Origin of the sequence: Aquincola agrisoli, from assembly GCF_036621135.1 — a bacterium.
Taxonomy (GTDB): Bacteria; Pseudomonadota; Gammaproteobacteria; order Burkholderiales; family Burkholderiaceae_C; genus Aquincola; species Aquincola agrisoli.
In genome coordinates this window covers 176,733-195,964 of the sequence record NZ_JAZIBG010000048.1, presented here as the reverse complement: position 1 = coordinate 195,964, position 19,232 = coordinate 176,733, and the positions used below count along the sequence as shown (strand labels likewise).

The following is a 19,232-nucleotide window of genomic DNA, read 5'->3' as shown; positions in this document are numbered from 1 at the left end:
CGTTGCTGCATCCAATGAAATACAGCTTACAGAATATATTCTGCGGCGGAAAGGTGGAGACAACCCCGATGCAAACGGTGATGCAACTGCTGGTCTCAGGCGTCCTGCTCGGCGGCGTGTACGCGCTCGGCGCGCTGGGCCTGAACCTGATCTTCGGCGTGGCCAAGGTCGTGAACTTCGCGCACGGCGAGTTCCTGATGCTCGGCATGTACGCCGGCTACTGGCTGATGGTGAAGACGGGCGTCAACCCGTACTACGGCGCGCCGTTGATCGCCGCCGGCTTCTTCCTGGTGGGCGTGCTGTTCTACGCCCTGCTGATGCGCTTCACGATCTACAAGTCCGAGATGACCCAGGTCTTCGCGACGCTGGGCCTCGGCATCGCGCTGCAGAACCTGGCGCTGCTGCTGTGGTCGGGCGATTACCGGACCATCCAGGTCATGCCCTCCGGCGGCGAATCGATGGCGGTGCTGGGCGTGGCGGTGAGCAGCACGCGGCTCGTCGCGTTCGGCTTCGCGGTGGCCATCCTCGCGGCGGTGATCGTCTTCCTGCGCACCACCTTCCTGGGCCGCGCGATCGAGGCCGTCTCGCAGGACCTGGTGGCCGCGCGGCTGATGGGCGTCAACCCGGGCAAGGTGTTCCTCGCCACGTTCGGGCTGGGCATTGCGCTCACCGGCGTGGCGGGCGCGGTGCTGGTGCCGAGCTTCTACGCCTTCCCGTCGGTGGGCTCGTTCTTCGTGCTGGTGTCGTTCGTCGTGGTGGTGCTGGGCGGCCTGGGCAGCGTGGTGGGCACGGTGATCGGCGGCATCGCGCTCGGCGTCGTCGAGTCGTTCACCGGCTTCGTCAGCCCCGACCTGAAGGAGGCGACGCACTTCGTGCTGCTGATCCTGCTGCTGGCGATGCGGCCCCACGGAATCCTCGGCGTCAAGGGCGCCGAGAAAGAGGCCCTGAAATGAACCTGATCCGTCGTTACCTCGTACTGCGCCGCAGCGACGGCGCCTGGCTCCTGCTGCTGGCGTTGATGACGGTGGTGCTGCCCATGACCACCTCCAACGACTACTACCTGAACCTGATGGTGCTGGCGCTGCTGTACGCGGGCCTGGCCTCGGCCTGGAACATCGTCGGCGGCATCGCGGGGCAGTTCTCGCTGGGGCACACCGCGTTCTTCGGCATCGGGGCCTACACCTCGACCGTGCTCTACAACTACCTCGGCATCACGCCCTGGCTGGGCATGCTGGCCGGCGGGCTCATCAGCGTGCTGCTGGCGGTGCTGATCGCGTACCCCGCGTTCCGCATGCGCGGCGTGTTCTTCGCGATGACGACGCTGGCCTTCGGCGAGACGGTGCGCATCCTGCTCATCTATTCGCGCAAGCACATCGAGCTGCCCTACGGCCTGAGCATCAACTTCGAGCCGTCGTTCTGGAACATGGTGTTCGCCGAGCGCTGGGCCTATGCCTACCTGGCGGGCGCGTACCTGGTGCTGGTGCTGGCCGCGGCCTTCGTGCTGTCGCGCAGCTACACCGGCTACTACCTGCGCGCGCTGCGCGACAGCGAGGAGGCGGCCGACGCCGCCGGCGTGGCGGTGCGGCCCTACAAGCTGCTGGCCTTCGTGGTGAGCGCGTTCCTCACGTCGATCGGCGGCACGCTGATGGCGCAGTACGTGATGTACATCGAGCCCGGCACGGTGTTCACGATCAGCTTCTCGGTCGACCTGGCGCTGATGGCCATCCTCGGCGGCGTGGGCACGCTGGCCGGGCCGGTGATCGGCGCGCTGCTGGCGCTGCCGCTGCGCGAGTTCCTGGTCGAGGCCTTCGGCCATGCCGGCGCCGGCACGCACCTCATCGTCTACGGCCTGCTGCTGGTGGTGATCGTGGTGCTGCTGCCCGAAGGGCTGCTCGGCGGCCTGGCGAAGCTGCGCAGGCGCCGCGGCGGGCCGGCGGCGCAGAAGGCAGCGAAGAAGGCGGCGCAGGCCGCGGCGAAGGAAGGGCTGGCATGACGCTCCTGCAGGTGAAGCAACTCACCAAGCGCTTCGGCGGCCTGGTGGCGGTGGACAAGGTCGACTTCCACGTCGAGGCCGGCGAGATCGTCGGGCTCATCGGCCCCAACGGCGCCGGCAAGACCACGCTGTTCAACGTCATCGCCGGCGCCTTCGGCCCGGAGGAGGGCGAGGTGCTGTTCGAAGGCCGCTCCATCGCCGGGCTCGACTCGGCGCGCATCTGCCAGCGCGGCCTGGCGCGCACCTTCCAGATCCCGCAGGTGTTCTCGTCGATGACGGTGCGCGACACCATCGTCACCGGCAGCCTGCTGCACCACCGCGCGGTGGCCGACGCGCAGGTCGCGGCCGAGGCCATCGCCCGCCGTGTGGGCCTGGGCGCGCGGCTCGACGTGCCCACGCCCTCGCTCACCACGGCCGAGAAGAAGCGCATCGAGGTGGCGCGCGCGCTGGCTACCGGGCCGCGCATGCTGCTGCTCGACGAAGTGCTGGCCGGCCTCAACGCGAGCGAGGTGGCCGGCATGCTCGACCTCATCCGCCAACTGCGCGACGAGGGCACCACCGTGCTGTTCGTCGAACACAACATGGAGGCGGTGATGAGCGTGTGCGACCGCATCGTGGTGCTCGACCTGGGCCGCAAGATCGCCGACGGCGCGCCGCTGGCGGTGATGGCCGACCCGGGCGTGATCCGCGCCTACCTGGGCGATGCGCCGGCCGCCGCGCTGGAAACGGAGGCCGCCGATGCTTGAAGTGCAGGGGCTGCAGGCGGGCTATGGCGACACGCAGGTGCTCTTCGGGGTCGACCTGCAAGTCAAGCCCGGCGAGGTTGTGGCCATCGTCGGCTCGAACGGCGTGGGCAAGACCACGCTGCTGCGCACGATCGCCGGGCTCATCAAGCCCACGGCCGGCAGCGTGACGCTCGACGGTCGCGTGCTCTCGGGCCGGCCCAGCGACGAGATCGTCGAGCGCGGCGTGATCCTGGTGCCCGAGGGGCGCCGGCTCTTCCCGCGCATGAGCGTGCGGCGCAACCTGGAGCTGGGCGCCTATTCGCGCCGTGCGCGGCCGCACCTGGCCGACCGGCTGGCGCATGTGCACCAGCTCTTCCCGGTGCTGCAGGAGCGGGCCGAGCAGCTCGGCGGCACGCTGTCGGGCGGCCAGCAGCAGATGTGCGCCATCGCGCGCGGCCTGGTCGCGATGCCCGAGGTGCTGATGCTCGACGAGGTGTCGCTCGGCCTCGCGCCGGTGGCCGTCGCACGGGTGTACGAGGCGATCCGCGCGATCCGCGACAGCGGCGTCACGTTGCTGATCGTCGAACAGAACGTCGGACATGCGCTGGCCATCGCCGACCGCGCCTACGTGATCCAGCATGGCCGCGTGGTGCTGCAGGGCACCGGCCGCGAGCTTTCACAAAACCCCGAGGTGCGCAGCATCTATCTCGGCCTCGGCACACACCGGAGATGAAGACGATGAAGCCCATCACACGACGCTCGTTCAACTCGCTCGCCGGCGGTGCCGTGGCCACGCTGGCCGCGCCCGCGGTGTGGGCGCAGAAGGAGCCCATCCGCATCGGCGTGCTGCTGCCCATGTCGGGCCCGCTGGCCACGCTCGGCAACGACGTATACCGCGGCTTCCAGCTCGCGCAGGAATGGGCCAACGCGGAGGGCGGCGTGTTCGGCCGGCCGGTGGAGTTCGCGATCGCCGACGTGCCCAGCTCGACCGAGGCCGTCTCGCAGTGCAACCGCCTCATCAGCCGCGACCGCGTGAAGGTGATCGTCGGCTCGTACGCCAGCTCGATCTCGCTGCCCGCCAGCCAGGTGGCCGAGCGCAACAAGGTGCTGTACCTGGAGCAGGGCGCGGTGGCCGACGACATCACCAAGCGCGGCTTCAAGTACCTGTTCCGCATGATCTACCCGGCCACCGAACTGGGCGCGGGGGCGGCGCGCTTCGCCACCGACGTGGCCATCCCCGGCTGCGGGCTCGACCTGGCGGGCGCCAAGGTGGCGCTGCTGACGGAAGACTCGGCCAACGGCACCGCGATCGCCGAAGGCGCCAAGGCCTGGCTGGCACAGAAGAAGGTGCAGATCGTCGACGCCACCAGCTACAGCTACAAGACCACCGACATGTCGTCGTTCGTGCAGCGCTACAAGTCGCTGCAGCCCGACATCCTGATCGCCTGCCAGTACACGCCCGACTGCATCCTCTTCGCGCGCCAGTCGCGCGAGGCGGGGCTCAACTTCAAGGCGGTGATCGGCAACGGCGGCGGCCACAACGTGGGCGACTACGCCGACGCGCTGCTCGACGACGTGAACGGCGTGTTCAACGCCGGCACCTCGGTCAACATCAACCCGGCCGGCCTCACGCCGGAGGCGGCGGCGCTCTTCAAGCGCTTCCACGAGCAGCATCCCAAGCGCTTCGAAGGGCGGCTGCCGTCGGCCCACACCGGCATGGGCTTCACCGCGATGAACCTGCTGCTCAAGCGGCTGCTGCCCGCGGCCGGCGAGATGGACGTCGAGAAGATCCGGCAGGCCGCGCTGGCACTCGACCTGCCGGCGGGCTCGACCATCGTCGGCTGGGGCGTCAAGTTCGACCCGAAGACGCAGAGCAACACCCGCGCCTTCCCCACCTACGACCAGTGGCGTGCGCGCAAGATCGTCACCATCGCGCCCGAGCCCTTCGGCCTGGCCAAGCCGGTGGCCATGCCGCTGCCGGCCTGGGGCCAGCGCGGCAACATCTGAAGAAAGGCAGGCACCGTGGCCATCGACTATCCGCGCCTGAAGGCGCGGCCCTTCGCCGACGTGGTGCAGCACTACACCGCGCGCGACTGCATCCTATATGCGCTGGGCATCGGCCTGGGGCAGGACCCGCTCGACGAGGCGCAGCTGCGCTTCACCTACGAGCGCGGCCTGCAGATGCTGCCGACGATGCCGGTGGTGATCGGCTACGGCGGCTTCTGGCTGCGCGAGCCCGACACCGGCGTGCGCTGGGAGGGCGTGGTGCACGGCGAGCAGCGGCTCACGATCCACGAGCCGCTGCCCACCGATGCGGTGGTGGTGGGCCGCACCCGCGTCGACGAGATCGTCGACAAGGGGCCCGGGCGCGGTGCGCTGGTCTATACATCGCGCGAGATCCGCCGGCAGGACGACGACCGGCTGCTGTGCACGCTGCAGTCCACCGCGTTCTGCCGCTTCGACGGCGGCTTCAGTGGGGGCGAGCCGGCCGCGAAGGCCCCGGTGCAGGCGCTGCGGCCGGTGCCCGATCGCCGGCCCGACCGCAGCTTCCGCTTCAAGACGGCGCCGAACGCCGCGCTGATCTACCGGTTGAGCGGCGACGACAACCCCCTGCACGCCGACCCGGCCGTGGCACGCGAGGCGGGTTTCGAGCGGCCCATCCTGCACGGGCTGTGCACCTACGGCGTGGCCGGCCACGCGGTGGTGACGATGGCCTGCGGCGGCGATGCCCAGCGGCTGCGGCGGCTCGATGTGCGCTTCACCTCGCCGGTCTATCCGGGCGAGACGCTGAGCACCGAGCTGTGGTTCAACGGCGACCACGAGGCGCAGCTGCGCTGCCGCGTCGTCGAGCGCGACGTCGTGGTGCTCGATCACGGCCTGGCGGCCTGGGCCTGATCACAGGCGGCTTGTATTGTAGGACAATCGTGCCCCACAATAAGGGCATGGAGACATCGACCATCGCACCGGTGCCGGACACGCCGCACCGGCAGCTTGCAGGCAAGCGGGCCCTGGTGACCGGCGCGTCCAGCGGCCTGGGCGCGCATTTCGCGGCGCTGCTCGCGTCGCACGGCGCCGAGGTGGTGATGGCTGCGCGGCGCGTCGAGGCGCTGGAGGCCTCGGCGCGCCGGGCCGGCCAGCACGGCCGCGTGACGACCGTGGCGCTCGACGTGACCGATGCCGCCTCGCGCGCCGCCGCGGTCGCGGCCATCGGCCCCATCGACATCCTCGTCAACAACGCCGGCGTCGTGCGCGAAGGCGCCGCGCTGCAGCACGGCGAGGCCGACTGGGACACGGTGCTCGACACCAACCTCAAGGGCCTGTTCTTCATGGCGCAGGCCGTGGCGCCGGGCATGCGCGAGCGCGGCGGCGGCGCCATCGTCAACGTGGCCTCGATCCTCGGGCTGCGGCAGGCGGGCGGCGTCGTGTCGTATGCCGTCTCCAAGGCCGGCGTGGTGCAGCTCACCAAGACGCTGGCGCTGGAATGGGCGCGCCACGGCATCCGCGTCAACGCGCTGGCGCCGGGCTACATCGAGACCGAGCTGAACGGCGACTTCTGGCAGACCGAGGCCGGCCAGGCGCTCGTCAAGCGCATCCCGCAGCGGCGCCTGGGCCGGCTGCACGATCTGGACGGCCCCTTGATGCTGCTGGCCTCCGACGCCTCTCGCTACATGACGGGCTCGGTCCTCGCCGTCGACGGCGGGCACCTCGTCAGCACGCTGTGAACCCCCACCCGACATGACGGAAAGGCCGACCATGTACCTCCCAAGCCCCAGCGACCGCAGCCGCGACCTGGCCGACCGCGTCGAGCGCTTCGTGCGCGACGTCGTGGCGCCCTACGAGGGCGACGCCCGCTGCACGCCGCACGGCCCCACGGCCGAACTGGTCGACGAGCTGCGCGCCCAGGCCCGCGCCGCCGGCCTGATGACGCCGCACATCCTGGAGGACGGCAGCCACCTGACCCAGCGGGAGACCGCCGCGGTGCTGCTGCGCTCGGGCCTGTCGCCGCTCGGTCCGGTGGCTGTCAACACGATGGCACCGGACGAGGGCAACATGTTCCTCATCGGCAAGATCGGCACGCCGGCGCAGAAGCAGCGCTTCCTCGCGCCGCTGGTGGCGGGCACGGCGCGCTCGGCCTTCTTCATGACCGAGCCGGCGTCCGAGGGCGGCGCGGGCTCCGATCCGTCGATGCTGCAGACCACGGCGGTGCGCGACGGGGCCGACTGGGTGATCAACGGCCGCAAGATGTTCATCACGGGGGCTGAAGGCGCGTCGGTCGGCATCGTGATGGCGCGCACCGGCAGCGGCGAACGCGCGCAGTCGACGATGTTCCTGGTCGACCTGCCGCACCCCGCGGTGCGCACGGAGCGCGTGCTCGACACGATCGACAGCTCCATGCCCGGCGGCCACGCGCTGGTCGTCATCGACCACCTGCGCGTGCCGGCCGACCAGGTGCTGGGCGCGGTGGACGAAGGCTTCATCTACGCGCAGGTGCGGCTGTCGCCGGCGCGCCTGTCGCACTGCATGCGCTGGCTGGGCGCGGCCACCCGCGCGCACGAGATCGCCACCGCCTACGCAACGCGTCGCAAGGCCTTCGGCAAGCTGTTGATCGACCACGAGGGCGTGGGCTTCATGCTGGCCGACAACCTGATCGACCTGCAGCAGTCGGCACTGATGATCGACTGGTGCGCCGGCGTGCTCGACACCGGCTCGCAGGCCACCGTCGAAAGCTCGATGGCCAAGGTAGCGGTGTCGGACGCGCTCTTCCGCGTGGCCGACCGTTGCGTGCAGGTGATGGGCGGCAGCGGCGTCTCGCGCGACAGCATCGTCGAGCAGGTGTTCCGTGAGGTCCGCGCCTTCCGCATCTACGACGGCCCGACCGAAGTGCACAAGTGGTCGCTGGCCAAAAAGATCAAGCGCGACGCAATGCGCGAGGTGGCGGCATGACGGCGCCGGTCGACGTGGAGCGCCTCACGCGCTGGATGCAGCAGAACGTCGCCGGCTTCGAAGGGCCGCTGACGCTGGAGCAGTTCAAGGGCGGCCAGTCGAACCCGACCTACCGCGTGCGCACGCCGGCGCGCAGCTACGTGCTGCGCCGCAAGCCGCCAGGGCCGCTGCTGAAGGGCGCGCATGCGGTGGAACGCGAGGCGCGCGTGATGGCCGCGCTGGCCAAGGCGGGCTTCCCGGTGCCGGCGGTGTACGGCCTGTGCACCGACGACGGCGTCATCGGCAGCTGGTTCTTCGTGATGGACATGGTGGAGGGCCGCATCTTCTGGGACGCGAGCTTCTCCGACGTGCCGCGCGAGCAGCGCGCCGCCTACATGGACGCGATGAACGCGACGCTGGCCGCGCTGCACCGCGTCGACTACACGGCCATCGGCCTGGCCGACTACGGCCGCGCAGGCGGCTACGTGTCGCGCCAGATCGCGCGCTGGTCGAAGCAGTACCTCGAGGACACGCTGGCCGGCCGCCATCCGGCGATGGACAGGCTGGTGGAGTGGCTGCCCCAGCACCTTCCCGCGGCCGACGACACCGCCGTCACGCACGGCGATTTCCGCGCCGACAACATGATCTTCCACCCCACCGAGCCGCGCGTGCTGGCGGTGCTGGACTGGGAGCTGTCGACGCTGGGCGACCCGCTGGCCGACTTCGCCTACAACGCGATGACCTTCCGCATGCCGCCCGACATCCTCGGCGGCATCGCCGGCATCGACCTCGCCGCGCATGGCCTGCCCACCGAGGCGCAGTACGTGGCCGCGTACTGCGCGCGCACCGGCCGCGCGGGCATCCCCGACCTCGACTTCTATGTCGTGTTCAACATGTTCCGCTTCGCCGCGATCCTGCACGGCATCCGCGGCCGCGCCGCGCGCGGCACCGCGTCGAGCGCCGACGCCCAGGCGATGGGCGACCGCTTCGCGCGCGTGGCCGACCTGGCGTGGCAGCAGGCCGCGGCGATCGAGGCCCGCGGCGGCCGCTGACCCCCGACACGAAGAACGAAGGAGACCACGACGTGGACAAGCTCTACCCCTGCGCCCAGGCGGCGCTGCAAGATGTGGTGCGCGACGGCCAGACCCTGGCCGTCGGCGGCTTCGGCCTCTGCGGCATCCCCGAAGCGCTGATCGACGCGCTGCGCGACTCGGGCGTGCGCGACCTCACCGCCATCTCCAACAACGCCGGGGTCGACGACTTCGGCCTGGGCAAGCTGCTGGCGACGCGGCAGATCCGCAAGATGATCGCCAGTTACGTGGGCGAGAACAAGGAGTTCGAACGCCAGTACCTGGCCGGCGAGCTGGCGCTGGAGTTCACGCCGCAGGGCACGCTGGCCGAGAAGCTGCGCGCCGGCGGCGCCGGCATCCCGGCCTTCTTCACCAAGACCGGCGTGGGCACGCAGGTGGCCGAAGGCAAGGAGCTGCGCGAGTTCGACGGCGAGACCTACGTGCTGGAGCGTTCGCTGGTGCCCGAGCTGTCGCTGGTCAAGGCCGACGTGGCCGACCGTGCCGGCAACCTGCGCTTTCGCTACACCGCGCGCAACTTCAACCCGGCGGTGGCGATGGCAGGCAGGCTGTGCATCGCGGAGGTCGAGCGCATCGTGGAGAACGGCGAACTCGCGCCCGACGACATCCACCTGCCGGGCATCTACGTGCACCGCATCGTCGTGAACCCGAGCCCCGAGAAGCGCATCGAGAAGCGCACCGTGCGCGCCCAAGGAGCCTGACCATGGCCTGGACACAAGACCAGATGGCCGCCCGCGCGGCGCTCGAGCTGCAGGACGGCTTCTACGTGAACCTCGGCATCGGCATCCCGACGCTGGTGGCCAACCATGTGCCGCCCGGCATCGAGGTCTGGCTGCAGAGCGAGAACGGCATGATGGGCATCGGCCCGTTCCCGACCGAGGACCAGGTCGACGCCGACATCATCAACGCCGGCAAGCAGACGGTGACCACGATCCCCGGCACCGCCATCTTCAGCAGCGACCAGTCGTTCGCGATGGTGCGCGGCGGCAAGATCAACCTGTCCATCCTGGGGGCGATGCAGGTCAGCGAGCAGGGCGACCTGGCCAACTGGATGATCCCCGGCAAGATGGTCAAGGGCATGGGCGGCGCGATGGACCTGGTGGCCGGCGTGCCGCGCGTGGTGGTGCTGATGGAGCACGTGGCGCGCCGCAAGGACGGCGGCACCGACCAGAAGATCCTGCCGCGCTGCACGCTGCCGCTCACCGGCGTGGGCGTGATCGACCGCATCATCACCGACCTGGCCGTGATGGACGTGACGCCCGAAGGCCTGAAGGTGGTGGAGCAGGCCCCGGGCGTGAGCGCCGAGCACCTGCAGCAGCAGACCGGCGTCAGGCTGCTGTTCTGACGGCGGCGGCAGCGCCCGCCGCCACGGCGTGGCGCTGCAGGATCTCCTGCCGCACGTGCTGCACGTGCGCCATGCCGGCCTCGTCCGCCGCGGCTTCCTGGCCGCCCAGCACGGCCTTGCCGATGCGGCGGTAGTCGTCCAGCCGCAGCTTCTGCAGCGACGCGAGCCGGTGCTGCGCATGCACGATCGGCATCTGGATCGCCGGGAACAGGCGCCGGAGTTCACGGTTGCCCGACAGCTCGAGCAGTGCGCGGTAGAAGTGCCGCCGCGCCGCGCCGAAGGCTGCAGGGTCGCCCGAGGCCGCGGCGCCGGCCAGTTCCTCCAGCGCGGCGGCGAGTGCCGCCTTCGGCACCGCCGCCTGCGGCGATGCGGCGCCGCGCGCGGCCGAGCGGGCCAGCAGGCCCGTGATGCGCTCGGCCACGTCGAGCACGTCCATCGTGTCCTGCAGCGACAGCGAGCGGATGGCCGCACCCTTGTGGCGGCTCAGTTCGACGATGCCCTCGGCGGCCAGCCGCTGCAGCGCCTCGCGCACCGAGTTGCGGCCCACGCCGAACTGCACCGCCAGGTCGGCCTCCACCAGCCGCTGGCCGGGCACCAGCGTCTGCGCCTCGAGGCCCTGGACGATGCCGAAGAAGACGCTGTCGGTCGCGCCCTGCGGGGCGGTGGCGGGGGAGGAGGGGGTGTGCCGCGGCATGGCGGGATTCTGCCGCTGCGGCGGCATCGCGGACCGTGTAAACCCGCCTACCGCACTCCATGCCGCCGCGGCGGTGCCACCGAGCGAAACGCCTTGGCACAAGTCTTCGGAACTTAAGTGCGCGGGCCGGCACAGTAGGAACTTCGGCCGACCACGTCAAGGAGTTCCGATGCCTTTCTCCCGCCGCAGCGTGCTGGCCCTGGCCGCCTTCGTCGGTTTGTCCGGCGTGTCGTCGGGCGCCTGGTCACAGGCCTCGTCACCCGACAACGACTACACACCCATGTCCGGCCAGGCCGGCAAGGACGTGGTCTGGGTGCCGACGCCCGACGTCGTCGTCGAGCGCATGCTGCAGATGGCCGAGGTCAAGGCGGGCGACCGGGTGGTGGACCTGGGCTCGGGCGACGGCAAGATCGCGATCGCCGCGGCACGCATCCATGGCGCCCGGGCATGGGGGCTGGAGTACAACCCGAAGATGGTGGCGCTGTCGAACCGCCTCGCCCGCGAGGCCGGCGTGGCCGACAAGGTGTCGTTCCAGGAAGCGGACATCTTCAAGACCGACTTCTCCAGCGCCACGGTCGTCACCATGTACCTGCTGCCGCAGCTCAACCTGCGGCTGCGGCCGTTGCTGTTCGCGATGGCCCCCGGCACGCGCGTCGTCTCGCACTCGTTCGACATGGGCGACTGGCTGCCCGACGAGTTCGCCCGCGCCGGCACCGGGCAGGTGTACCGGTGGACCATCCCCGCCAATGCCTCGGGGCACTGGCGGCTCACCGCGCCGCGGCTGGCGCGTGCGCCGAGCACGCTGGAGTTCACGCAGAAGTACCAGATGCTGGAAGGCGATGCCCGCTTCGAGGGGCTGACGGCGCGCATCGTGCGGCCGGAACTGTCGGGCGACGCGCTCAGCTTCGGCGTGCGCGACACGGCCGGCGCCATGCTGCGCTTCACCGGCAAGGTGAGCGGCAACCGCATCGTCGGCACGGTGGCCAACGGCGCATCGGCGCCCGTGCCGTTCGAGGCCGAGCGCACCGAGGCGGCGCAGCCGATCGCCGGGGTCGCGCCGAGCGAGGAGGAGGACGGCGCGGCGCTCCGGGCGCTCGGAGCATCCCAATGACGCAGGCCTGCCCCACGCGGCAGGCCAGCCCCCCCGGCAGCACCGATGCCGCCTCTGCCGCGGCGGGGACGGCGCCGCCGCTGCGGATGCGCCACGCGATCGCCATCATCGTCGGCGTGGCCATCGGCGCCGGCATCTTCAAGGCGCCCTCGCTGGTGGCGGCCAACGTGCCATCGGCAGGCTGGCTGTTCGCGTTGTGGATCGCGGGCGGCTTCTTCACGGTGGTGGGCGCGCTCTGTTATGCGGAGCTGTCGTCCTCGTACCCGAGCCGCGGCGGTGAGTACCACTTCCTGTCGCGGGCCTTCGGCCGCAGCGTGGCGCTGCTGTATGCCTGGGCGAGGTTCTCGGTGATCACCACCGGCTCGGTCGCGCTGCTGGGCTTCGTGTTCGGCGACTACCTGTCGCAGCTGCTGCCGCTGGGGCGCTACGGCAGCGCGTTCTATGCGGCACTGGCGGTGGTGGTGCTGACGGCGATCAACATCCGGGGCATCCGCCAGGGGGCGGCCACGCAGTCGTGGCTCACGCTCGTCGAGGTGGGCGGTCTCGTGCTCATCGTCGCCGCGGCGGCCTGGTTCTGGTGGACCGGCGGCAGTGCCGCGCCGTACGCGGCGCCGGCGCCCGGCACGCCGTCCGCCACGCTGTCGCTCTCGGCGCTCGGGCTGGCGATGGTGTTCGTGCTGCTGACCTTCGGTGGATGGAACGACGCCGCCTACATCAGCGCCGACCTGAAGCACCGCCGCACCATCGTGTGGGCGCTGCTGCTGTCGGTGGGCCTCATCACCGTGTTGTACCTGGTGGTGAACTGGGCCTACTGGTCCACGCTCGGCCTCGACGGCATGGCACGCTCGCAGACGGTGGCGGCCGACGTGCTGACCGTGGCCTTCGGCCCGGCGGCCGGCAAGCTGGTCGCGGCCATGGTGGCCGTCGCGGCGCTCACCTCGATCAACGCGACCCTGATCGTCGGCGCCCGCACGGCCAGCGCGCTGGGGCAGGACTGGCCGCAGCTGCGCTTCCTCGCGGCATGGGATGCGCACCGCGGCGTGCCGCCCAACAGCTTCGTCGCGCAATGCGTGCTCGCGCTGGTGCTGATCGGCCTCGGCACGGCGTTCGGCAGCGGCTTCAAGGCGATGGTGGAGTACACCGCGCCGGTGTTCTGGCTGTTCTTCCTGCTCACCGGGCTGGCCCTGTTCCGGCTGCGCCGGATCGGCGCGGGGCATCCACGGCCCTTTCGCGTGCCGCTGTACCCCGTGGTGCCGGCCCTCTTCTGCATGAGCTGCGGCTACATGCTGTGGTCGAGCCTGTCGTACGTGCAGTCGCAGCAGCTCGGTGGTTTCAATGCGGCCTGGGTCGGCGTGGCCGTGCTCGTCACGGGCCTGCTGCTGCTTCAGGCGGTGCGCCGCTCGGAGCGGGCCGCGGGCACGCGGCTGGCGGGCCGCGCCTGATCAGGCGCCGATCAGGCCGACGATGCGCTGGTAGAAGCCCAGCTCGTTGATGGTCACTGTCCCGCGGTCGGCGGTGAAGCGGCCCACCATCATGGCCATCTGCGTGCGGGCCTTCGCCACCTCACCGCGCCTGGCAGCCACCCAGCCCAGCACCATCCACGGGTAGCGGTCGTAGCGGCCGGTCTCCCAGCCAGCGAAGTGCGTGTTCAGGTCGTTCCGGCCGTTGGTGTGCAGCGCGGTCAGGCCGTGAGGCGGGCGCCTGCGTATAGTGGCCCCTCGAACCCTGATCGATCGAGGACACCCCATGACGCCCCCAGACCCGCATCCCCGTCGCCATGCCGTCGTCATCGGCGCCGGTGCCGTGGGCTGCGCCACGGCGATCGAGGCGCTGCGGGCCGGCCTGCGCGTGACGATCGTCGAGCCCGCAACGGCCGGCGGGCCGCATGCGACGAGCTACGGCAATGCCGGCTGGCTGTCCTCGCACTCCGTCGTGCCGCCCGCCTTGCCGGGCGCGTGGCGCAAGGTGCCGGGCTGGCTGGCCGACCCGATGGGGCCGCTCGCGGTGCGCTGGCGCTACCTGCCGAAGGCGCTGCCCTGGCTGCTGCGCTACCTGGCCTCGGGATGGACCGAGGCGCGGGTACAGCGCACGGCCGATGCGCTGCGGACGATGCTGTCGGATGCGCCCGCGCTGCACCGGCAGCTGGCCACGGAGGCGGGCGTGCCGCAGCTGATCGAGCAGCGCGGGCTGCTGCATGCCTACCGTTCGCGCCGGGAGTTCGAGGGCGAGGCGCTCGGGTGGCGGGTGCGCGCGCGCACCGGCGTGCGCTGGGAGGAATGGGACGCCGCCACGCTGCGCCTGCGCGAGCCCGACCTCGATCCGCGCTACACGTTCGGCATCTTCGTCGGCGAGGCGGGCCACTGCCGCGATCCGGGGCGTTACGTCGCCGCCCTGGACCGCCATGCGCAGGCGCTCGGCGCCACCGTGCTGCCGTCGCGGGCCCTGGGTTTCCGCGTCGAAGCCGGCCGCCTGCGGGCGGTGCTGACCGAGGCCGGCGAGATCGCCTGCGACGCAGCCGCCCTCTGTGCGGGGGCCCGGTCGGCGGCCCTGGCCGCCGGTGTCGGCTCGGCCGTTCCACTCGAGTCGGAGCGGGGCTACCACGTGCAGATCGCGGGCCCGCGCCACGGACCGCGCACGCCGGTGATGGTCGCGGACGGCAAGCTGATCGCGCACTGGATGGACGGCGGCCTGCGGGCGGCCGGGCAGGTGGAGATCGCAGGGCTGGCGGCACCGGCCGACTGGCGGCGCGCCGACATCCTGCACCGCCATCTGCGCACGATGTTCGGCGGGCTGCCCGCAGCGGCCGGCGACGCGGGCGTGCAGCGCTGGCTGGGGCACCGCCCCAGCACGCCGGACGGGCTGCCGTGCATCGGGCCGTCGGCCGCCACGCCCGACGTGGTGCTGGCCTTCGGCCATGGCCACGTCGGCCTGGGCGGCTCGGCCCGCACGGCGCGCTGGGTGGCGCCCATGCTGGCGGGGGCGCCGCCGCAGCCGTGCCTGGCGCCTTTCAGCCCGGGCCGCTTCGCGGCGCGCGCCCGGCGCCCCGTCAGCGCAGGGTGAGCCGCAGCGGCTGGTGGTCCGAGGCCCGCGTGGCCGCGTCGACCTGCAGGTCCGCGACCCTGCCCGCCAGGCCGCCGCTGACCAGCACATGGTCGAACGCGACGGGTGCCGGCGCGTAGGTGGTGTCGTAGAGCGCGAACGTGGGCGCGGGCGGCCGGCCCGGATGCACGATCGGCCAGGCGTCGTGCAGCCGCGCCGGGCCGGCGGCGGACCGGATCGCCTCGAGCTCGGGCGACGCCGGCGGCGCGTTGAAGTCGCCGCACAGGATCGCCTCGGCGGTGTGCACGCGTGCACGCGGGGGCGGGCGGTCCGGCGACGGCGGGCGGTGCGGGGCGGCCGCCCGTGCGCAGGCTTCGGCGTGCAGGTCGTGCAGCGCGTGCGCCTGCGCGAGGCGCTGCACGGCCGAGCCGTACTCGAGGTGCGCCGTCATCACGCGCACCGCACCGAGCTGCGGATCACACAGGGTCACGACCGTGCACATGCGCGGCAGGGTGGCGGCAGAGGGATCCGCCGGCCACGGCAGCGGATGGTGCTGCACGTGCACCACCGGCAGGCGCGTGGCGACGAGGTTGCCGAACCGCTGGTCGTCGCCGTCGGGGCGCGGGTCGTGCCACGCGGCGCCGAAGAACACCCGGAAGCCGGGCAGCAGCGCGGCGATCTCGGCGGGCTGGTCGCCGGGGCGGCCGGGCAGGGCCTCGAGGCCCTGGGCGATCTCCTGCAGGCACAGCACGTCGAAGTCGGCCATCGCGCGTGCGGCGGCCACGATGCGCTCGGGGCTGACGGTGCCGTCGAGCCCGCGGCACCATTGGGTGTTCCAGGTGATGAGTTGCATGGCAGGCTCCTCGACGGGCGCGGAGTGACCCGCGCCCGTCGCATTCTCAGCCCGCCTCAGCTCAGGGCTGCGTCACCGTCGCCCGGATCCACGCCGGCGCCCCGGCGGTGAGGTCGCCGACCTTGACGTTGCGGAACGCGTTTTCCGCGGCCGCGCCGGCGTTGGCGATCTCGGTGACCGCCGCGACCAGCGCCTGGTAGGCCGTGGCATCCGCCGCCCTCAGCCGCAGTTCGATCAGGCCATCGGACGCGATGCTGTTGACCGAGTTGCCGCCGGTGAGGTTGGTGACGGTGTAGCTGCCGGCCGGCAGCGTCTGCTGCATCAGGATCACCGCGCGGCCCGCAGCGTGCACGGCGCTCGTGCGGCCGTAGTTGCTGCTGCTGTGGCCGCCGGGGCCCTGGAACTCGATGCGCACCGCGCCGGACTGCTGCGCGAAGGCCGACATGCCCGCCAGCGCGCAGGCGGTGAACACCAGGGAACGAAGCGTTCTCTTCATGTTGTGACTCCTTTTCTCAACGCACGACTTCACGCGTGCGGCGGCCGATCGGGCCTGCCGACGGCGGAACGATGGTGCCGTCGGCGGCATGGAAGCCGGAGACGGTCAGGATGCCGGTGAGGGCGCGATGCATGCGCGACACCTCGGTGGCCGGGTTGCCGCGGGTGCCCCATTCCCAGAAGGCATGGCCGCCGCCGCCGCCCGCCGAGGAGCCGAGGCCGAACTGCCAGGTCGGCACGCCGGTGTTGGCCGGCACGTTGTCGTTGAGGCTGGACGAGCCCGTGCCCACCGTGATCGTCGTCGAGGCGCCCGTGGCGATGCCCGACTGCAGGCCGGCATGGACGGCCGGGTTGTCCACGCTCTGTGCGACGTAGGCCGGGCGCAGGCCGTACCAGTCGAGCTGCAGGCCCACCGCCTCGGCGCTGCCGTCGGTGCGGCCGTAGCGCGCGTTCTCGGCGGACACCCCGGCCTGGAACATCGGCTCGATGACGGCGCGGATCTCGTTCAGCGTCGCGACCTGCGGCGACCGCATGTCGACTTCGAGCGAGCAGCTCGGCGGCTCCGTGCCGCCCTCCGGCACCGGCTGGCAGCTCGCGCGGCCCACGGTGTAGGTGGTGCGCGGCGCGCCGGGGCGCAGCTCGTGGGGCGTCTTGACGTCGGCGATCTTCGCGATTGCCGAGGCCATCGCCTCCGCGGCGCTCGGGCGGTTCGGGCCCGGGGAAGCCGGGGTCGTGAACCGCATCTCGAAGCGGTAGCTGCCGAGGAAGTTGATGATGCCGCCGCCCTCAAGGCCGAAGTTCGCGACGAAGTTGAGCGGGTTGGAGCCCGTGCCGAGCGCCTGGTCGAAGCCGTACAGCTGCTTCATGCCGGCGAGGTTGCCCTTGCCTTCCTCGCCCGCCGTGCCGCAGATCCAGATGTCGTAGACGGGCTTGATGTTGTGCTTCTTCATCGCGGCCGCGAGTGCGAAGCCGTTCGACGTGCTGGACATCATGTCGCCGTAGCCAGGCACGTAGATGCGCACGCCCCCGCCGTTCTGCGCGGCCGTGGTGTTCGTGAACCACTGGCTCGCCAGGATGTACTCCGAGTTCTCGATGATGCGGTTGCTCGAATCGAAGGACAGCTCGGTCGGGATGGCCGCCAGCTGCGCGGGCGTCTCGACGACGGCCTGCGAGTAGGGCTGAAGCTTAATGTGGTTCCAGGGGTCGCTGGCGGGCGGCTGGGTCTCCGGGTTCACCACGTCGATGTGGCCTTCCATCAGCACCTTCGGGTATTGGCCCTTGTAGTGCTGCGCGTCCGGCCGGCTCGAGTAGGAGCCCTTGATCATCACGCAGGCGTTGTAGACCGGCTGGCCATCGACGATGTTGACGTCGGTGCCCTCCACGTGGCCGTCCGCGCGGGTCATCACCTCGGAGGGCGAGAAGCCCCACTCGTTGACGAGCCGGCGGTGGATCTCCGCGGCCGAGCGGTACTCCTCGCGCGACGGGGAGGGGATGCGCACCAGCTCCAGGAACTGGTTCCAGCGCGACTTTGCGGCGGCCGGCGTGCTCTGGTCGTCGAGCAGGGCCTTGATCTGCGGGTCGGCCGAGATCTTGGCGGCCGCGGCGGCCACCTCGGTGGGGATGGTCGCGCGGTAGGCCGGCGCGGCCGAGTTGGTGACCGACCAGGCCATCGCGCTGACGTTGAAGGGCAGCGACCGGTCGTGGCGGATCGTGATCGTGCCGAACGGCGTGGCCGTGGCGTTGGCGTCGACGGCGCCCAGCGGCACCAGGCCGCGCAGCACCGTCGTGCCGGCACCGGCGCCCGTCAGCTCGGCGACGCCGTTGGTCAGCGCCGTGCCGTTGTTCTTGACGACGATGTTGTAGACATAGTCGAACACCGTGCGGCTGACGCGGGTCTCGCTGACCTTGACCAGCGAGATCTCGCGGCCATCGACGTTGACCGAGGCCCCTTCGGCCCCGACGGCCGCCAGGGCCGTGGCCGTGCCGCCGGCGCTCGAGCCGGCCGCGGTGGTCGAGCCGTCGCCGCCGCCGCCGCACGCGGTGAGGCTCGCCGCGGCGATCAGGGTCAGGGAAAGTGATGAGCGGGCCTTCATGCGGTCACCTCGGTGGTCTTGCGGTCAGCGGTGCGGGTCCGTGCGGCGCGCAGGCCCAGCAGGCCCAGGCCGAATGCGGCCATCAGCGCGGTGGCGGGCTCGGGGACGGCCGTCACCGTCGTGGTGCCCGCGAACAGCGGCGTGAAGTTCTCGCTGTTGATGATGAACGGCAGGGCGCCGGGCGTGGCGCCTGCGGTGTAGGTGAACGAGACCTTGAAGCCGCCGAGCGATTGGCCTGCAGCCAGCGAGTTCGCGGCGTCGAGGACGAAGCTGTCGAAGAAGCCGTCGTCGGCGAGGCCGGCATCCGGCTGGAACACCATGCTGTCCCAAGTGGAGGGCGACGCGACGAGCACCAGGTTGGTCGCGTTCGGCAGGTCGATGGTGAAGCCCGCGAAGCTGGCGGGCGTACCGTCGTTCAAGATGGTGAAGTCAACCAGCCATGCATCGTTGCCGAGCGGCGTGTAGGCGCTGTTGATGACCGTCGCCTGCGCGAGCGAAGCGGTGAGCGTCAGCGCTGCTGCGGCAGCTGCGATCAATGAACTCTTCAATTGAGAATCTCCTGGTTACATTCCATTGCGAATGTCTTTTGTCTTTGGAAGAGGGAGCCTGTTCGGCGGGCTCGCGCCGGGTTGCTGCAATTCGTTGGTCGTGCGTCTGGCCTCCTGCAACTGCACGATTCGCATTGCACGAATCGAGGGGTCGAATTACAAGTCGTCACATTCAGGCGCATTGGCCATTGCCATCGCCCGTGTCAATTCGGACATCGCGCGGATGCGAATCGACGCGGTAATTCCGCACGATCTGTGCCAATGGCGATGACGGTGGCGCGGCGGCGCCGACGGCCGGCGTTTCCCTCGGTCGTCCACCGATGCG

Annotated in this window: 20 protein-coding genes; 14 read left to right on the top strand and 6 right to left on the bottom strand. The window is 71.1% G+C overall.

Features of this window, described 5'->3' with window-relative positions:
• The first annotated feature begins 68 nt into the window (after nucleotides 1-68).
• The 11 genes from V4F39_RS22650 to V4F39_RS22600 are packed head-to-tail and all read left to right on the top strand — an operon-like array spanning nucleotide 69 to nucleotide 10,074.
• Nucleotides 69-953, top strand: a complete 885-nt coding sequence (locus V4F39_RS22650) for a branched-chain amino acid ABC transporter permease (RefSeq protein ID WP_332292295.1) — start codon at nucleotides 69-71, stop codon at nucleotides 951-953.
• The gene (locus V4F39_RS22645) at nucleotides 950-1,993 is read left to right on the top strand and encodes a branched-chain amino acid ABC transporter permease (RefSeq protein ID WP_332292294.1); all 1,044 of its coding nucleotides are present in this window, start codon (nucleotides 950-952) and stop codon (nucleotides 1,991-1,993) included. Before V4F39_RS22650 ends, V4F39_RS22645 begins: the two co-directional genes overlap by 4 nt.
• Nucleotides 1,990-2,739: an ABC transporter ATP-binding protein gene (locus V4F39_RS22640; protein WP_332292293.1), complete on the top strand. Its 750-nt coding sequence runs from the start codon at nucleotides 1,990-1,992 to the stop codon at nucleotides 2,737-2,739. Before V4F39_RS22645 ends, V4F39_RS22640 begins: the two co-directional genes overlap by 4 nt.
• Nucleotides 2,732-3,451, top strand: coding sequence for an ABC transporter ATP-binding protein (locus V4F39_RS22635; RefSeq protein WP_332292292.1), 720 nt, complete (start codon nucleotides 2,732-2,734; stop codon nucleotides 3,449-3,451). Before V4F39_RS22640 ends, V4F39_RS22635 begins: the two co-directional genes overlap by 8 nt.
• 5 nt (nucleotides 3,452-3,456) lie before the next feature.
• Nucleotides 3,457-4,725: an ABC transporter substrate-binding protein gene (locus tag V4F39_RS22630; RefSeq protein WP_332292291.1), complete on the top strand. Its 1,269-nt coding sequence runs from the start codon at nucleotides 3,457-3,459 to the stop codon at nucleotides 4,723-4,725.
• Between the two features lie 15 nt (nucleotides 4,726-4,740).
• Nucleotides 4,741-5,613 (top strand): MaoC/PaaZ C-terminal domain-containing protein, encoded by an 873-nt coding sequence (locus tag V4F39_RS22625; protein WP_332292290.1) that lies wholly within the window; start codon nucleotides 4,741-4,743, stop codon nucleotides 5,611-5,613.
• A gap of 47 nt (nucleotides 5,614-5,660) precedes the next feature.
• Complete coding sequence (locus V4F39_RS22620; protein ID WP_332292289.1) at nucleotides 5,661-6,440, top strand: SDR family NAD(P)-dependent oxidoreductase; 780 nt, start codon at nucleotides 5,661-5,663, stop codon at nucleotides 6,438-6,440.
• Between the two features lie 31 nt (nucleotides 6,441-6,471).
• Nucleotides 6,472-7,662 carry an acyl-CoA dehydrogenase family protein gene (locus tag V4F39_RS22615; RefSeq protein WP_332292288.1) on the top strand — a complete coding sequence of 397 codons (1,191 nt, stop codon included), beginning with the start codon at nucleotides 6,472-6,474 and terminating at the stop codon, nucleotides 7,660-7,662.
• Nucleotides 7,659-8,693, top strand: a complete 1,035-nt coding sequence (locus tag V4F39_RS22610; protein ID WP_332292287.1) for a phosphotransferase — start codon at nucleotides 7,659-7,661, stop codon at nucleotides 8,691-8,693. The genes V4F39_RS22615 and V4F39_RS22610 overlap by 4 nt, the downstream gene beginning before the upstream one ends.
• 32 nt (nucleotides 8,694-8,725) lie before the next feature.
• Nucleotides 8,726-9,430: a CoA transferase subunit A gene (locus tag V4F39_RS22605; protein WP_332292285.1), complete on the top strand. Its 705-nt coding sequence runs from the start codon at nucleotides 8,726-8,728 to the stop codon at nucleotides 9,428-9,430.
• A gap of 2 nt (nucleotides 9,431-9,432) precedes the next feature.
• Nucleotides 9,433-10,074 (top strand): 3-oxoacid CoA-transferase subunit B, encoded by a 642-nt coding sequence (locus V4F39_RS22600; RefSeq protein WP_332292284.1) that lies wholly within the window; start codon nucleotides 9,433-9,435, stop codon nucleotides 10,072-10,074.
• Here the strand turns inward: V4F39_RS22600 and V4F39_RS22595 are convergent.
• Complete coding sequence (locus V4F39_RS22595) at nucleotides 10,058-10,768, bottom strand: GntR family transcriptional regulator (protein ID WP_332292283.1); 711 nt, start codon at nucleotides 10,766-10,768, stop codon at nucleotides 10,058-10,060. The two genes, V4F39_RS22600 and V4F39_RS22595, sit on opposite strands and share 17 nt — an antisense overlap.
• A 169-nt stretch (nucleotides 10,769-10,937) precedes the next feature.
• On the opposite strand from V4F39_RS22595, the gene V4F39_RS22590 reads away from it, so the two are divergent.
• Nucleotides 10,938-11,879 carry an SAM-dependent methyltransferase gene (locus V4F39_RS22590; protein ID WP_332292281.1) on the top strand — a complete coding sequence of 314 codons (942 nt, stop codon included), beginning with the start codon at nucleotides 10,938-10,940 and terminating at the stop codon, nucleotides 11,877-11,879.
• Complete coding sequence (locus V4F39_RS22585) at nucleotides 11,876-13,321, top strand: APC family permease (RefSeq protein WP_332292280.1); 1,446 nt, start codon at nucleotides 11,876-11,878, stop codon at nucleotides 13,319-13,321. The genes V4F39_RS22590 and V4F39_RS22585 overlap by 4 nt, the downstream gene beginning before the upstream one ends.
• On the opposite strand, the gene V4F39_RS22580 is transcribed toward V4F39_RS22585, so the two are convergent.
• Nucleotides 13,322-13,627, bottom strand: a complete 306-nt coding sequence (locus V4F39_RS22580; RefSeq protein WP_332292279.1) for a hypothetical protein — start codon at nucleotides 13,625-13,627, stop codon at nucleotides 13,322-13,324. It lies immediately after the preceding gene.
• Between V4F39_RS22580 and V4F39_RS22575 the strand changes: the two genes are divergently transcribed.
• Nucleotides 13,626-14,939, top strand: coding sequence for an NAD(P)/FAD-dependent oxidoreductase (locus V4F39_RS22575; protein ID WP_332292278.1), 1,314 nt, complete (start codon nucleotides 13,626-13,628; stop codon nucleotides 14,937-14,939). The two genes, V4F39_RS22580 and V4F39_RS22575, sit on opposite strands and share 2 nt — an antisense overlap.
• Here the strand turns inward: V4F39_RS22575 and V4F39_RS22570 are convergent.
• The 4 genes from V4F39_RS22570 to V4F39_RS22555 all read right to left on the bottom strand — a co-directional run bounded on the left by V4F39_RS22570 (nucleotide 14,926) and on the right by V4F39_RS22555 (nucleotide 18,907).
• Nucleotides 14,926-15,771 carry an endonuclease/exonuclease/phosphatase family protein gene (locus V4F39_RS22570; protein ID WP_332292276.1) on the bottom strand — a complete coding sequence of 282 codons (846 nt, stop codon included), beginning with the start codon at nucleotides 15,769-15,771 and terminating at the stop codon, nucleotides 14,926-14,928. The two genes, V4F39_RS22575 and V4F39_RS22570, sit on opposite strands and share 14 nt — an antisense overlap.
• A gap of 61 nt (nucleotides 15,772-15,832) precedes the next feature.
• Nucleotides 15,833-16,267: a peptidase dimerization domain-containing protein gene (locus tag V4F39_RS22565; RefSeq protein ID WP_332292275.1), complete on the bottom strand. Its 435-nt coding sequence runs from the start codon at nucleotides 16,265-16,267 to the stop codon at nucleotides 15,833-15,835.
• Nucleotides 16,268-16,283: 16 nt separating this feature from the next.
• Entirely contained in the window at nucleotides 16,284-18,359 is a 2,076-nt protein-coding gene (locus V4F39_RS22560; RefSeq protein ID WP_332292273.1) for a zinc-binding metallopeptidase family protein, read from the bottom strand.
• Complete coding sequence (locus V4F39_RS22555) at nucleotides 18,356-18,907, bottom strand: PEP-CTERM sorting domain-containing protein (protein WP_332292271.1); 552 nt, start codon at nucleotides 18,905-18,907, stop codon at nucleotides 18,356-18,358. Before V4F39_RS22555 ends, V4F39_RS22560 begins: the two co-directional genes overlap by 4 nt.
• Between the last annotated feature and the right edge of the window lie 325 nt (nucleotides 18,908-19,232).

Excerpts from the sequence above, each read along its gene's own strand:
- V4F39_RS22575 (WP_332292278.1), top strand. The coding sequence starts at position 13,626 with ATGACGCCCCCAGACCCGCATCCCCGTCGCCATGCCGTCGTCATCGGC.
- V4F39_RS22610 (WP_332292287.1), top strand. The coding sequence starts at position 7,659 with ATGACGGCGCCGGTCGACGTGGAGCGCCTCACGCGCTGGATGCAGCAG.
- V4F39_RS22595 (WP_332292283.1), bottom strand. The coding sequence starts at position 10,768 with ATGCCGCGGCACACCCCCTCCTCCCCCGCCACCGCCCCGCAGGGCGCG.
- V4F39_RS22650 (WP_332292295.1), top strand. The coding sequence starts at position 69 with ATGCAAACGGTGATGCAACTGCTGGTCTCAGGCGTCCTGCTCGGCGGC.
- V4F39_RS22590 (WP_332292281.1), top strand. The coding sequence starts at position 10,938 with ATGCCTTTCTCCCGCCGCAGCGTGCTGGCCCTGGCCGCCTTCGTCGGT.
- V4F39_RS22635 (WP_332292292.1), top strand. The coding sequence starts at position 2,732 with ATGCTTGAAGTGCAGGGGCTGCAGGCGGGCTATGGCGACACGCAGGTG.
- V4F39_RS22615 (WP_332292288.1), top strand. The coding sequence starts at position 6,472 with ATGTACCTCCCAAGCCCCAGCGACCGCAGCCGCGACCTGGCCGACCGC.
- V4F39_RS22585 (WP_332292280.1), top strand. The coding sequence starts at position 11,876 with ATGACGCAGGCCTGCCCCACGCGGCAGGCCAGCCCCCCCGGCAGCACC.
- V4F39_RS22600 (WP_332292284.1), top strand. The coding sequence starts at position 9,433 with ATGGCCTGGACACAAGACCAGATGGCCGCCCGCGCGGCGCTCGAGCTG.
- V4F39_RS22565 (WP_332292275.1), bottom strand. The coding sequence starts at position 16,267 with ATGAAGAGAACGCTTCGTTCCCTGGTGTTCACCGCCTGCGCGCTGGCG.
- V4F39_RS22640 (WP_332292293.1), top strand. The coding sequence starts at position 1,990 with ATGACGCTCCTGCAGGTGAAGCAACTCACCAAGCGCTTCGGCGGCCTG.
- V4F39_RS22560 (WP_332292273.1), bottom strand. The coding sequence starts at position 18,359 with ATGAAGGCCCGCTCATCACTTTCCCTGACCCTGATCGCCGCGGCGAGC.
- V4F39_RS22645 (WP_332292294.1), top strand. The coding sequence starts at position 950 with ATGAACCTGATCCGTCGTTACCTCGTACTGCGCCGCAGCGACGGCGCC.
- V4F39_RS22630 (WP_332292291.1), top strand. The coding sequence starts at position 3,457 with ATGAAGCCCATCACACGACGCTCGTTCAACTCGCTCGCCGGCGGTGCC.
- V4F39_RS22580 (WP_332292279.1), bottom strand. The coding sequence starts at position 13,627 with ATGGGGTGTCCTCGATCGATCAGGGTTCGAGGGGCCACTATACGCAGG.
- V4F39_RS22570 (WP_332292276.1), bottom strand. The coding sequence starts at position 15,771 with ATGCAACTCATCACCTGGAACACCCAATGGTGCCGCGGGCTCGACGGC.
- V4F39_RS22620 (WP_332292289.1), top strand. The coding sequence starts at position 5,661 with ATGGAGACATCGACCATCGCACCGGTGCCGGACACGCCGCACCGGCAG.